Annotated in this window: 13 protein-coding genes and 1 pseudogene; 5 read left to right on the forward strand and 9 right to left on the reverse strand. The window is 46.7% G+C overall.

The genetic code is table 11. The features are described from left to right. Nucleotides 1–283: 283 nt before the first annotated feature. The 8 genes from RIC07_RS19680 to RIC07_RS19715 form a co-directional block, all read right to left on the reverse strand. Nucleotides 284–523, reverse strand: coding sequence for a hypothetical protein (locus RIC07_RS19680; protein ID WP_446396000.1), 240 nt, complete (start codon nt 521–523; stop codon nt 284–286). After that, a complete protein-coding gene (locus RIC07_RS19685; protein ID WP_446396001.1) occupies nt 511–1,668 on the reverse strand; it encodes an RRXRR domain-containing protein in 1,158 nt (385 codons plus the stop codon). The genes RIC07_RS19680 and RIC07_RS19685 overlap by 13 nt, the downstream gene beginning before the upstream one ends. A gap of 196 nt (nt 1,669–1,864) precedes the next feature. Continuing rightward, nucleotides 1,865–2,317, reverse strand: a complete 453-nt coding sequence (locus RIC07_RS19690; protein WP_446396002.1) for a hypothetical protein — start codon at nt 2,315–2,317, stop codon at nt 1,865–1,867. A gap of 146 nt (nt 2,318–2,463) precedes the next feature. Continuing rightward, nucleotides 2,464–3,717: a DUF4912 domain-containing protein gene (locus RIC07_RS19695; RefSeq protein WP_446396003.1), complete on the reverse strand. Its 1,254-nt coding sequence runs from the start codon at nt 3,715–3,717 to the stop codon at nt 2,464–2,466. An 18-nt stretch (nt 3,718–3,735) separates the two neighbouring features. Further along, the gene (locus RIC07_RS19700) at nt 3,736–3,864 is read right to left on the reverse strand and encodes a hypothetical protein (RefSeq protein ID WP_446396004.1); all 129 of its coding nucleotides are present in this window, start codon (nt 3,862–3,864) and stop codon (nt 3,736–3,738) included. A 463-nt stretch (nt 3,865–4,327) separates the two neighbouring features. Further along, entirely contained in the window at nt 4,328–4,477 is a 150-nt protein-coding gene (locus tag RIC07_RS19705; RefSeq protein WP_446396005.1) for a hypothetical protein, read from the reverse strand. Continuing rightward, entirely contained in the window at nt 4,455–5,870 is a 1,416-nt protein-coding gene (locus tag RIC07_RS19710) for an LCP family protein (RefSeq protein ID WP_446396006.1), read from the reverse strand. The genes RIC07_RS19705 and RIC07_RS19710 overlap by 23 nt, the downstream gene beginning before the upstream one ends. A gap of 242 nt (nt 5,871–6,112) precedes the next feature. Beyond that, a complete protein-coding gene (locus RIC07_RS19715) occupies nt 6,113–6,490 on the reverse strand; it encodes a hypothetical protein (RefSeq protein ID WP_446396007.1) in 378 nt (125 codons plus the stop codon). Between the two features lie 55 nt (nt 6,491–6,545). Between RIC07_RS19715 and RIC07_RS19720 the strand changes: the two genes are divergently transcribed. Next, nucleotides 6,546–6,749, forward strand: a complete 204-nt coding sequence (locus RIC07_RS19720; protein WP_446396033.1) for a hypothetical protein — start codon at nt 6,546–6,548, stop codon at nt 6,747–6,749. Nucleotides 6,750–6,926: 177 nt separating this feature from the next. Here RIC07_RS19720 and RIC07_RS19725 read toward each other — a convergent pair whose 3' ends face one another. Further along, a complete protein-coding gene (locus RIC07_RS19725) occupies nt 6,927–11,384 on the reverse strand; it encodes a CHAT domain-containing protein (protein ID WP_446396008.1) in 4,458 nt (1,485 codons plus the stop codon). A gap of 245 nt (nt 11,385–11,629) precedes the next feature. Here RIC07_RS19725 and RIC07_RS19730 point away from each other — a divergent pair. The 4 genes and pseudogenes from RIC07_RS19730 to accD all read left to right on the forward strand — a co-directional run. Beyond that, nucleotides 11,630–12,197, forward strand: a pseudogene (locus tag RIC07_RS19730) (IS607 family transposase); the annotation flags it as partial. 18 nt (nt 12,198–12,215) lie between these two features. Then, on the forward strand, nt 12,216–12,575 hold the full coding sequence (locus RIC07_RS19735) for a zinc ribbon domain-containing protein (RefSeq protein WP_446396034.1): 360 nt from the start codon (nt 12,216–12,218) through the stop codon (nt 12,573–12,575). Between the two features lie 54 nt (nt 12,576–12,629). Continuing rightward, nucleotides 12,630–12,839 carry a hypothetical protein gene (locus RIC07_RS19740; protein WP_006100380.1) on the forward strand — a complete coding sequence of 70 codons (210 nt, stop codon included), beginning with the start codon at nt 12,630–12,632 and terminating at the stop codon, nt 12,837–12,839. Between the two features lie 41 nt (nt 12,840–12,880). Next, on the forward strand, nt 12,881–13,819 hold the full coding sequence (accD, locus tag RIC07_RS19745) for an acetyl-CoA carboxylase, carboxyltransferase subunit beta (RefSeq protein ID WP_446383271.1): 939 nt from the start codon (nt 12,881–12,883) through the stop codon (nt 13,817–13,819). Nucleotides 13,820–13,964 lie beyond the last annotated feature (145 nt).

The following is a 13,964-nucleotide window of genomic DNA, read 5'->3' on the forward strand; positions in this document are numbered from 1 at the left end:
AATTGTTCTGGAATAACTGCTCCTAAGCTCATACTATAGATTCCAGCGCCTGAATATCGCGTCTGATTTCCTACTCTACTCTTCGAGGAGGGTTTAGCCCAAGCAGGAGCAGCTTGCGCGTCTATTGTCATGTGTACGCACAGTTTTTTACCGATGCCAAAGTGCAGACACGCCCTGGTGCGTCTCTACTGACGGTGGTATTTTCATCCCTTCAGGAGCAAGGAATTTCTCCCATACCCGATACCCTACACCCAGTCTCCCTTTTAGCTTTCTTGTCACTCCTTCAGGGTTCTACTTCTGACCAAAGACGTTCTAAGCGCCGTTGCCATTGTGCCAAGACTTCTTCTGTTTGTTCTCTGGATTCCATCTCACCCATCAAACCTTCCCGATAAAAGCGATCCAGAGTTTGCAAGGTTGTCTCAACATGAACGTGGGAGTCCTCGGATTCAACTCTCGTAATCCGAGGAGGGATAGCGGGATGCAGGAAGAATGGAGGCGTCCATCTCCCCTTTAGGCTACACACAATCCATTATTCCTCCTGATTAACTCGACTTTACTGGGAGCAAATTGTCCGATACGTTTCCAGGTGTAGTCACAAACAGAAACCTTCTGGGTATCTTTAGTCTTGGTGAACCCGCTGACGTAGCCAATGTAAGTTTTCCCGGCTTTTTCGGCTCTTACTAAGTCACCAACCCTAAGACCAAACGGGGTAATCGTCCCACCCTTGCGCTTCCTTGTCCCCGACTTATCCGGCACTTCAAAGTGCAATTGACGGCGGAAAAAGCCGTACTCTTTTCCCCGTTTCACCGCACCAGGGCGGGTGATAATTTTGAACGGAGAGGGAGTAATACCGACGCTGCCTCTGTGGGTGTAACCGCGAGAGTTAGATCCACTAAATTGAACATATTTGACGAAGTAGCCGCAAGCCAATGCCACTCCATCAACCGCGTGAGTATCCGGTTTGGCTATAGACTTGTTAGCCTTATCCTTCTGTAGACCTAGCTGGGTTCGGAGTTGAGATGTGCCGTTTCCATCTTTTTGCCAGCCGTGCCGGACGTAGACAGGGGTGATTTTTTCCATCTGGGATATTGCCCAATTTTGCCCAACCATTACCGGAGAGAAGCCTTTGCCCGACTTAGCTCGTTTGCGTTGGGTTTGGTCTATGTCGGCTTTAACTCGCTCATAACCAATCGCAGTTACCGGAAATATCGCCGCCAACTCTTTGACTACCCTTAATTCCAACTGCCGTGAGGCTTTAATGGATGGGGGGAGTTTGCACTGTTTGCGGTTATCAAAGCGGCATTGCCGATGGTTACGTTGCTTGAACGGAACGTCCCGGTTAATTCGTCGAGACCGTCGAGATCGTCGTAGCAGGGCGCGGGTTTCCATCCGCTTTTTAACGCGACCAAACGGAAGAATCAGGTGCAATTGCAGCAGGGTAAACTTTGCGGACTGGACACAGACGCCAGAATAAGATTTTCCGGGATCTACTCCGACAGCAATCGGTTGTACTTCCTCTGCCGATGGTGCGGTGAGTTGAACGTGATATACACCCAAGTCCGACCATTTCCCGACAGCTTTGCCTTCCTTAACCCACCGTCTAGCTCTGGATGGCTTAGTGGGCATCAGTGGCTTTCCTTCTTTGCTAACTACTGGAACACGATTCATAGAGATAATCCACTCGTGTAAAATGTTTGCGTCTCTTAAGGCATTGGTAAGGGTGTGTCCTGGATTTACCCAGTTTTCAGAGATTCCTGAACCTACATTTAAGCTGAACTAGAGAAGCGTTCAGCAGTGATTACCCCTTACCAACTCATGCCCTATTCATGACTTCCTGACAGGTTCCCTCTGTCAATCCGCGTCTTCACGAAGTAAGGCGCGGTTCATGAAATGATTGCCCTTGCTGCTTTGCCGCTCTAATGATTTGACGAATTTGACGATCTACAAACTGGTCAAAGCTGGACTCTAACCCCTGTTGACACAAGGCAACCAATCGTATGACTGCGTAACCAAAATCATCAGGGTCAAGCGTCTCCCGCTTATGTTGAAAGACGCCCCAAAGCACATTTTGATTCAGGGCATAGCGAGTGTCCTGAGTTTCATCAAAATTGGCTTCTAGGAGTTGTTCCAGAAAGGGTTGAGCCTCTTGAGCCGATGCTATGGGAACCAAAATTCTTAGCCAAGACTGGTCGGACGATAGCAGGATTAACACTCTCAGTTGAGGTGTTTCCACCTGCCACGTCCCTGATTCTACCTGTTGAACCGCCTGGGAATTAAAAAGTTCTGTCAGCTTGACCGTAATTTCTTCGGGTTTCATCTTGTTTTTTCCAGAGAATTTCGTAAAAAAATCCCCCGACAGTCGTCAGGGGACACTTCTAGAAGTATGAAAGATTCGGGATGAAGTGTGAAGTGGCAAGATTAACGATAGTTCGTGGTTATCCTTTGTGCTTCACACTGTAATTGTTAGAGCCATTCGGGAACCATTTCTTCTTTAGTGTTGGTATGGCGGGAGGGCGTCTCGCGGGTAAATTTCATCTGAATCGAGCGAGTTTGTTCGCCATCGGCTGCCACTGCCATAATCGGGTAGTCGATCAAACCATCTTGGAAGGACATCTGGAAGCGGAAGGTTCCGTCTGGGTTCAGTTTAATTGGACGCCCGCCAATGGTTACGGTGGCATCGGGTTCGGTTGCGCCGTAAACAATCAATTCAGCATCGGCAACCAACCAGAACTGACGAGGACGAATGGGTGGCATAGACGCCGACATCCCCATCCCGACTCCGGACATGCCAACACCGGACATGGTTAAGCCAGACATGGTGGGTACAGCCCACATCCCCACCCCAGAGGGGAAGATGTAGGAACTGACGGATTGAGACGGAGCCATCGATCCAGGAACATGCTGCATTGAACCGTACATAGAACCCGCGACGCGCTGGGCTTCGGCGGATTTCGCCATGCCAAAGATTTCGTCGTAGATGGGGTTGTCGGTATGGGCGGTATCTGCGGTAACAGGTTGGCGCTTGCTGGGAGGAACCAACTCGTATACGGTTTTGCCTTGGAGTTCTTCATCCCAGTTAACGGTGATGAATTGGTCTTCAATCCAGTCACTGGGATAAACAGGGGGAACACGGACAGGTGTAGAACGGGCTAGGATTAACCAACGACCATCGGCACAACGATAACCGATATCTACTGTATAGTCGCGATCGCTAACGGGTAGAGGTAAGTACCATTCCCGTGCTAGTTCGTCACAGGGATATTCCTGAATGCTATGGGCGCTTTGGTATTCCAGGTTAATATCGGTGACATCATAAATCCGCAGTGCTAATTGCTGTCCTCCCTGACGCCGCAGATCTTCCTTGTGTTCGTTAGGAATATCCCAGTAGGTATACGCCCATTGAGGATCGCGGGGCATGAGGACGATCCGACTTTCACCATACCCGGCGGGTAAATCAGGTAATCCTTCGTCTACAGATGCTAGATCACCGCCAGTGCGATCGTCTTGACCGAGTTCAAATTTAGATGCTTCCACTTCTGGTTGTGCCTCCACTGTGCTAGTTGGACTGAGCGAGATTTTGGTATGTTGGACTTTTTGAATTTCTGCCAGTAACTGCGCCTTACGCATCCGGCTATACCGTGAGATGCCGTACTCACTGGCAACTCTACGCAGTTGCCGTAAGGTCATCTCTTCTAAAGGTGGGCGTTCTTTTGCCATGAATATGTTCTCCAATTGTTAGGTCGGTAGGTTGTATCTCTCCTGGTGAATCAAAAAATGGGGATCATGATTTAACAACATCACATTTGATAAAGGTTGATGATTCCTACCGCCTTGGAGTAAGTCAATCTCGGTGACGTATTGCATTCGTCTTTCGTTTGGGCAGGTACAAACTCACGCACGACTTACTCTTTAGGCAGACGTTGGGATTACTCCCGATAACACTTAGATTTCTCCACTAAGGATCACAGAAATACTCAAATCAGTATTTCTTTGGGATCGCTTTATTTATCTATGTACCAGAAAAGCCTTAGGTAAGGTCAAGGGGATCAAGACACCAATTTTCAAGAATTGACGAATTTACAAGCTTATCGGGGATCGCAATGTCATAGTTTCATGACATTTATAGGAAAAGGGGGATCGCTTAGTGGTGAAGGGGAGCTGGGGGAGCGGTGTAGAGACGTAGCATGCTACGTCTGGGAGATGAGGAAGATGAGAGAGATGGGAGAGATGAGGAAGATGAGAGAGATAGAGGAGTCATGTTCCAGGCGTGATTACAGAAGCATCTGTCTGTAGGGGCGGGTTTAGGGACTAATATTGATTGTTATCCCTAGCTTGGCAGCAAAACCCGCCCCGACCAAATGACAAATGACAAATGACCAATGACCAATGACCAATGACCAATGACCAATGACCAATGACCAATGACCAATGACCAATGACCAATGACGAATAACCTAGAAATTAAAAAACCCCTCATCAGAGAAATCCTGCTGTTCCAGCCAATCTTGACCCAACTGAATCGTCACATCGGAGGCTAGAGAACCCGTACTCTCGACGCGCACCTCACCAAATCCCAAATCAGCGCGGATAGCCGCAGCGCTGGCTTCGTCTCCTTGTTGGGCAATGATGCGGGTGACACGCAAGGGTTCTGCCCAGGGTTCACCGACATAATTATTTCGATAACCGGCTTCTCTTAGGGTACTGATTAGGGATTGAACGGCTTCTGGATTATCGGTACTATCTTGAATCGCCACCCGCAAATAAGCTGGATCAATATCGGAGAGTTCGCTATAACCTTGATCGAAATGTTGAGCCACCATTTGCCGAATCTGGCGGTGATTGGGTAACCAGTAACTGACTTCATTTTCGCCCGTGCCGTTAAACCGCCCCGGAACCATTAACATTTGTACATCAGACCGTTTACTATCAACAGCAAATCCGATTAGAGCCACCAATTCTTCAACGCTTAAGTTGGTGTCAATATGAGACTGAATCACCGATAAAATTTTAGGCAGTCGGGCTAAAGTTGTAGGATTGAGTGCTTGCTCTATTAATGCCCGCATCAGTATTTGCTGGCGCTGTACTCGACCCACATCCCCATATTTGTCATAGCGAAACCGCAAAAATTGCATGGCTTGATCGCCATTCAGATGCTGTTTGCCTTGCTTAAGGTTGATATAGAGATGTTGAGAATCATCTTGATATTTCATGTCCTGGGGAACATACACTGTGACGCCACCCAAGGCATCCACGAGCTTTTCCACACCTTGTACATTCACTCGGACATAACGGTCAATCCCTACACCATCGAGGAGTTCACTGGCTGCCTTTGCCGTTAATGCTGGTCCACCATGGTAATTAGCCGCGTTGATTTTAGTCACACCATACCCTTCAACGTAGGTTTGGGTATCGCGGGGAATGGAGAGAACATTTAATTTTTGGTTATTGGGGTCAAACCGAGCCAACAGCATGGTGTCGGAATGCCCATCAAAGGAATTGACCAGTGCATGATAACCTAAGTCGTCCTCTGTCAGTTCATCTAAGTCAGAGGTGAGAACTTTTGTCCCCAAAATTAATATATTGACAGGTCGTGTTAATTCGGGCAGTCGCATACTATTGCGGGTCATACTACCCTTGTCGCTAAAGACGGCTGCCTCATCATCACTCAGTTGGCTTTGCAGTAAAGGCATACTCGATAGCGAAACAGCAAGCATTGCCCCGGCTGTCGCGGATAACATGGCGACGCCAGTAAAGCCTAACCAAAGCCAAAGCCAATGTCCTCGTTTAGCTTTAGCCGATTTCTTTTTCGGCGGTTGACTCCTCTTTTTCTGTCCTGGGCGGGGTTTTTCGTAGGTTTTTCGAGCTGGCACTTGGTTTCCTCACACACACATAAGCGATCAGGATGGGTTTGGGCAGATGATACACGCCGATGCCCTCATTGCTTACCCTGAGTCTGGTTTAGAGCGTTTGACACAAACACTCATATCAGGTTTTCTCACCGTTTGGGGCAAAACCAGGCAAATACGGCAAAAGATGAGAACAGTTGATCAACTTCAGGCAAAAAGCCCGTCACCATTTTCCTATAACCGGACAACCCAAACGCTGAAATCGTTTACTCGGACAGATGCTTTCGCACTTTTCCTTCCGCCACCTGGCTAATCCCAGGGAGACGGGGTAACTTCCCTTGCCACAAGCGCACCATGAGCCAAACACTGGCTAAAAAATACCCAGAGGTGAGCATGGTATTCATAAATAACAGGCGGAAGCTCCAGAACTCGGTGAGCTGCGCCCCTGACAATAATAAAATGTAGCCTACTAGCCAAGCGAAAGCCAAGGTTACGGACAAGCGACTCGCCGCTTGCTGTTCTCGTGTTCCTTGGCGACGGTAGAGTGTCCACAGTGCCGGAAAAAAGCCGATCACGGGCAGCAGGTAGGCAAATAGCTGTAAACGTTGGAGGTTTTGATTGTCCAATGGGTCAAGTTGATTCATTGGTGCTAAAAAAGGGAATAATATCACAACCGCATACCAGGTGGCACACAAACTTATGGGTATTCAAGTCAATTTCATTGTCAAAGTCTTAATTCTCTCCCTTGGCATTTCCCTGCTGATTAAGTACGCCAGTCCTAGTTTACCCCCTATTCCGGCAACGTCCGGGAATGCCCTGATTGCTGTACTCACACCCGCTATAATTTTGGCGATCGCTCTTTTGTGGCGCTTCTGGACATTTCAAAAGCATCCGGTTGAGTAGTAAGTAGGTAGAGACAGTTAAAGTTAACGGTGGTGATCGTCATTCGTCATTCGTCATTCGTCATTCGTCCTTTGTCCTTTGTAAGGGTTTGAGGGTTGCTTACATAACTTCATAAAAAGAGAGAGGAAGTGGACAATGCCCGCCAGTAGAGACGTAGCATGAGGAGTCTCTACACCCTTACCAAGGACTTCCTACTAATGTAAATGCACTCCAAAAATAAGGATGAGTAAACGCCTTATCCTCAATTCCCGCTAATTCTTCAGGTAAATCAATCGTGCTATTGGGAGTAATCAATTGCCCATTTTCAATCCTCACCTGACCCTGAATCATCGCTAATTGGGTTTGTCGCAGCGCTTCGGCTTTAATTGGGACTTGCTTTAAGTTTTGATAAAACGTGGTCATTAATCCCAATGTCCCCTCATCACTGACATACCAGAGGCTTCCTAACGCTGATTTTACCCCCGCTTGTACCGCTAATCCGGTAAATCCTAACTCAGCCTCTTCATTTCCTAATGCGGTTCGACAAGCACTTAATACCATTAGTTCTACAGGTGGATTATGTAGTCCAAGTTGGCGAATTTGATCCAGGGATAGTCTCGTATTCCAAAACTGGATATAGGAATTTTCTGGTTTACCTGGTTTAAATTCACCATGAGTTGCCAAATGGACAATACCAAAGGGTTGATTCGCCCGTGCTGCTTTAAGATTAGCGGGAGTAAACGTAGAATTGAGGAAGGATTCACCTTGCCATAGTTTATCTGCGATCGCGGATAATTCTACAGGTACAGCAGGTAAGGGATTTTGATTCGTAAATTCCGACGCCCCCATTGCCAAAACCTGTAAATCACTCACATCCACATAACGAGTATCCGTTAGCGATAAAGAAGGCATAAACCCAATACTATACCGTTCAACAATAAAGCCATTCCCATCATGAAGCGCCGCCACAGGTAAAGAACGCAAACCCTGATCCATAATAAAAGCCAGATTATTAATCTCTCTCTGTTGTAACTCCTCCTCCAAAGGAGCAATTAACCACTGATATAATTGTTGGGCGTTGGGAAGATACGGACGAGGAATACGAATATCCGTAACCGCACGACGGAAACTTTGTAGCGTTTCCATCACCATTTTCCGACTTACCCCCGGTACAACAAATCGAATCGGTTCCCCATCAGCCGTAACCAAAATCAACTCCAACTGCGCCCCATCTTCCAACACCTCCTCCGCCAAAACTATAGACTCCCAACCACCAAACCCCTCTGCGAACCTCTGCGCTTCCCTCTGCGAACCTCTGCGTTTTCTCGTCTCAACTTCCACCCTCCCACCATCATCTCCAGTAACATTTCCTGGCACAAACACCGCATAAATCAGAGCCGGTTTCACCCCAGCCGCCTGTTCAATCCTTTGTAAAGTCCTTTGCGCTTGTGCCAGCGTAATAATTGGCGTCTCAGTTAACCCCCAATACTCTTCATATTCATTCGTGAAGGCGGCTTCAGTTTCCGCGATTGGATTAAACACTGGAGAAGTATCAATCACCACGTCTTCCGTGATATCCTCAGATTCATCTATCTCAGATTGTTCAGTGTCTAAACAGTCAGGAGGACAAGAACCCGTGATAAATTTATCGGTGATAATCCGAATATTCCCTTCAGTTTGATTATCAGGAAACGATTGGAACGGTTCCAGGTTGGACTCGCCACTGGTAATCGCACCTGCTGTACCGTTAATGGAGGCATCACCCACATTAAAAGGAATCAAACCTTGACCGCCATGTTCGATAGTAATCACACCTCCGCCGTTACCTCCGGCTGTAGAAATACTGACATTTTTTCCATTTTGATCGATGAATGTGTCGGTTATCTGGACGAACCCGCCAGCGGTAATATCAACATTTCCTCCTGTACCATTACTTCCCCCTTGAGTATTAATTGAGGTGACTTGAACATTATTTCCTGCATTAAGGGTAATGGAACCGCCATCACCTGAACTGGAACTTGTGTCTAGGGATTGAGTCGTAATATCTTGACTCGCTGTTAGGTCAATACTATTGGCAGCTATTGTCTCATTGGCTATGATATTGGCTGCACTATTGACCGTTAATCCACCAAGTTGCCTTGAGGTGGCTGTACCTGTTCCCGTGGTGTATTGAGCCGCCACCTCGGAAGGAGATAAGGCAGAATTGTAAATGGCAACTTCGTCAATACTGCCCGTGAAAAAGTTATCAACTGGTGAGTTTGACCCTCTACGTGCTAAAAAAAGTGGAGAATTATTTTGTGTCGGGCGATTTGTCATATCGGTATTCGTATCTTGTAGAATCCCATCAACGTATAAAGAGAGTGTCGAACCCTCTTTGATAAAAGCAACATGATGAAACTCTCCATCATTTAAGGATACGGTTGAGGTAACGCCAGAAATATTCGGGTTATCAAATCGCAATGCAACAATTTTGCCTGGGTTCGGATGAGTTTGGTTGTAATACCGAATCACATAAGGATATGGCTCGGTTCCACTCCATTTTTCAATAACATCATTATCTGCCTGTTCCCTATCCAATTGTTCAGGCGACACTTTAATCCAAGCGGTTATCGTAAAATCTTCATTCGTGCCAAAATCAATAAAATCTGAATCCGGAATTTCTACATACCCCGTTGTACCATCAAAAAATGGGGCTGGATTAGCATCATCCACTAACGCCCCCTCTTGATTACGATTTACCCCACCAAAATAAGTGCCATCTATATTATTTCCAGACGAGTCAAAAGCCGTCTCCCCCTCTTCATCCAAACGCCAATATCCTACCGGATCATCTAACAGTACCGCCACATTATAAGGTAACGCTCCACCTACAGCACCATTAAACGTAATATTCCCGGTTCCAGCTTCTAAGGTTAACGTATCCGTACCTGGATTAAAGGCATGAAGACTACGATTAAATGTAATATCCCCGCCCACTGTAGAACCTGTGCTGACTGTCTGACTACTGCGAAGAATCACAGGGGCTTCAAAGGTGAGATTTCCACCATTCAAGTAAACTGAGGCATCCAAGTTTATAAACGCCGCCTCAAATAATAAATTGTTGCTACTACTGGAATTAATATCACTGACAATATCAATATTTTTACTCGCAGCAATTGAGACATCCCCAGAATTTAATGCAGTTAACAGTGAATTAGCAGAAATCAGGAAACTCCCGCTACCGTCTCCCGACAGGATTTGATTATCGTTGAGTGCTGTATCATTGGTTCCACTTGTGCCAATAATCACGCTAGTGGGATCTAATAATAACTGTCCCGCTTCACCCCCACTGCTACTTACATCGACAAAACCGTCAAAGGCTAACTGTTGCTGACTGGATATTTCGACAAAACCGCCGTTGCCAGAATTATGTCCGCCACGAGTGCTAATGTTGCCATAAAATGCAGTTTGATTACCCGCCCAGATAATTACAGTTCCACCATCACCTGCGGTTATAGCATCAGCTTTAATCGTAGAATTTTCATTAACTAATGTGATGTCAGCATTCGGGATTATTCCTGCACCTTGATAGTCGCCGCCAATGCGAATAGTACCGCCATTATTTGTACCGGATGCGTCAATATTGGCGCTGATTAATCCTACAGTTTTGCCAATAACATTTATCTCGCCGCCAGTTGCAGGTGAAGGCGCATAGACGTGCGCCCCCACGGGTGTTCCAGCATTTCCGATCTGGGAAACGTCAATTGTGCCAGAGATAATAGTAACCTCTGGCTCATTAGGAAGAATTAATTCAGAATCCGTTAATTTCACCGTTTCGGCTGAATCTACCTCAACGCCTGTCTCCAGGTTTTCCTCTGTCCCCGTCAACAATTCAGCTAAATCTAACGGTGTAAAGGGAATAACTTCTCCCGAACTATTCACCAATGGTTCAACTTCCAAAGACAGCAATTGTCCCGGCTGAGAAATCTTAACCCGATGAGAACCCGGAACGGCTGCAATCGTAATCCGTCCCCCTGGTGCTGTCAGTTCTCCCGTATTAATCACTGTACCACCGAGTAAAGTTAAATTCTGACCCTGGGAGATAGCTAAATTTCCGGCATTAACAATACTTCCGGGCTGAGATACATCAAAAATAAACTGTTGCGGATTTCCGACTAATTGCTGATACTCATTTGTGCCAAAGGCATTGAACCAAAGATTCTCGCCAAACCCAATCCCTGTCGCTGTTGTCACCATAAAATCAGCCGGGACATTTAACTGGGCATTTTGCCCAAACACTATCCCCGCTGGATTCATTAAATATAAATTGGCATTTCCCCCCGTCACCTGAATCAAGCCATTAATCAGCGATGGATTTCCCCCCATCACTCGTCCGAAAATAGTGTTGAGGTGAGGATTTGCTAAAAAGTTAGCGGTTTCACCTGCATCTAAACCAAACTCCTGGAAACTGTGGAATAGATTGGTTTCGTCGCTTGACAAACTACCGCCATTAATGTTATGTATATTTCCCTGTTGGTCAATAATCGTACCCGTTCCATCGGATGCTGGGATAATTGATTGCGCCAGTGTTTCTACACCAATAAGACTCACCACTATTGGAAAAAGAATAGCTGGAGTAACAGACAGCAATCTCAAGTACCATTGAGCAGATTTCATGAGAGACACCGAGACCTATTCAGTTGAATTTTACTCCCTGCCGTTCAAGGGTTGAATCAACAAGCAAGAAAACGCTAGAAAACGATAAGATACTTGAAGTTTTGTGATTTTACGATACTTTGGGAGGAATTGGAGAAGGGCGGGTTTAGTTAAGTTATCAGTTGGGTGCCATAAGTTATCTGTAAAACCCGCCCCTACAATTTGACAACACTGGACAATCTAGCCATACTCTAGGATAATTGGGTATGGCTAAATTTGTTAAACCCAATGAAGCAGCTAACACTCCCTTGAGTTTGCCTCCGAACCCTCAGACGATGGGAAGCCGAAGGTAAAATCAACACGATCAAAACGCCGTCAGGACAACGGCGGTACGACATCGAAAAGTTCATCAAAGAAGAATCAGAAAACGGAAGAAGACGCGCCACTGTTATCTATGCTCACGTCTCTACCCGACCTCAAAAATCAGGTCTTGATAGACAAGTTGAAAGACTATCAATGCTCTACCCAGGCGCTGAAGTTATTAAAGAAGTGGGAGGAGGACTCAATCTTAGGCGGAAAGGACTCGTCTCTATTTTGGGACGAGTTTTGCAAGGTGATGTCGGAACTATTGTGGTTGCCCACAAAGACCGACTGGCGCGATTTGGCTTTGATCTTATCGAGTGGTTGTGTGAGCAATTTGACTGCCAAATCGTGGTTCTCAACCAAGTCAGTCTCTCTGGGCACTCCTGACTTGTTCAAGATATCGTCGCCATCCTGCACAGTTTCTCTAGTCGGCTTTACTCCATCGGAAGACTTGAAAACCAAATCAAGCAGAAGTTACAAACTGAAGCCATGGTTGTCAAGTCTAAGCGAAAGCTACGCAGCAAAACAGCAAGGCAAATGCTCACCTGGTCGCACCATCGGTTTAAGTTAACACTCAAGCAAGCAGCTAAGAAACGTGGAGTTGTAGTGATTGATGTCAATGAATCCTACACCTCAAAGACTTGTACCAAGTGCGGACACCAGCACTCAAAACTAGGTGGCTCGAAGATATTCAAATGCCCCAGTTGTGGTCACGAACATGACCGAGACTGGGGCGGCGCACGGAACATTATGATTCGTGCTTTGAGGGACGGCTCCTTTGCTCTCAACCTATCGGTTGAAGGCATTGCTATCGCGTCAGATGTTTTTGTCCACAGATGTACAGCGTAACACCGTCAGCAAACGAGTACAATAACTCTTGTCTTGTGATCATCCTGCTTTATTTTGACCACCTGGATCACCCTAAAAACAACTCATACCCGCTGGGAAGCCGAGCTGATGCAGCAGGTTCTGGCAGCTCACGACATCCCTAGTCGGATTATTGACCAGGGTATCCCATCCTATTTTGGCGCGGGAAGTCCGGCTGCGTTGCAAGTTCGCTCTTATGATCAATGGACAGCTTTGCTATTACTCAGTTCTCCAGACGAGGAATAAGCAGAAATATCGGATAATTATTAAGGAATTAAAAACGTTTCATGTCTTTATTTGACTGGTTTGCCAATCGACGAAAATCAGAACCGATGCCCCAACAACGACGGGAACGGGAGATTGCTGATGGATTGTGGACAAAATGTGAGGCGTGCGCGGTTCTCACCTATACTAAAGACCTGAGAGCGAATCAAATGGTCTGCTCTGAATGTGGTCATCATATCCGGGTATATAGCGATGAACGGATTCGCCAGCTTATTGATGGGAATACCTGGATACCCCTGGATGAGCAAATTCGCCCCACTGATCCGCTAAAATTCCGCGATCGCAAATCCTATACAGATCGCCTACAAGACTACCAAGACAAGACTAAACTAACTGACGCCGTGCAAACGGGGATCGGACAGATTCATGGATTACCTATCGCCCTAGGCGTCATGGATTTCCGATTCATGGGCGGGAGTATGGGTTCAGTCGTGGGTGAAAAACTGACCCGCCTGATCGAACAAGCCACCCGCCAACGCTTACCTGTGGTGATTATCTGCGCCTCTGGCGGGGCGAGAATGCAAGAGGGGATGTTAAGCCTGATGCAGATGGCGAAAATCTCTGGGGCGCTGGAACAGCATCGTCAAGCTAACCTACTCTATATCCCTGTATTAACCCATCCCACCACGGGAGGCGTTACGGCTAGTTTTGCCATGTTAGGGGACATTATCCTGGCTGAACCCAAAGCTACCATTGGTTTTGCGGGACGCCGAGTGATTGAGCAAACCTTGCGCGAAAAACTCCCCGACGACTTTCAAACCTCTGAATATCTACTCCAGTACGGCTTTGTCGATGCGATCGTTCCTCGCACCCAGTTGAAAAAGACGTTAGCCCAGCTTATCCGCCTCCATCAACCTTTTCCCATCTCACCTACTGTGGTTTCCCATTCGGAACCGATGACGTTGATGGCGAAAGGCGCTGATCATACAACGGAGTTTTGAGGGGGAGGGTTTTGTGAGTTTTTACCTATAAATCTTTGATCCCCAGAAGTGGTTGACGGCGATGCCCTTCAGGTAGAGTATAAGCTACAGGTTGAGCAATTTTCATGCATTTAAAACGAATGAGCCAAATTTTCCAAGGAGAACC

The sequence above is a fragment of the Coleofasciculus sp. E1-EBD-02 genome (genome assembly GCF_040218245.1).
In the GTDB taxonomy this organism is placed as follows: domain Bacteria; phylum Cyanobacteriota; class Cyanobacteriia; order Cyanobacteriales; family Coleofasciculaceae; genus Coleofasciculus.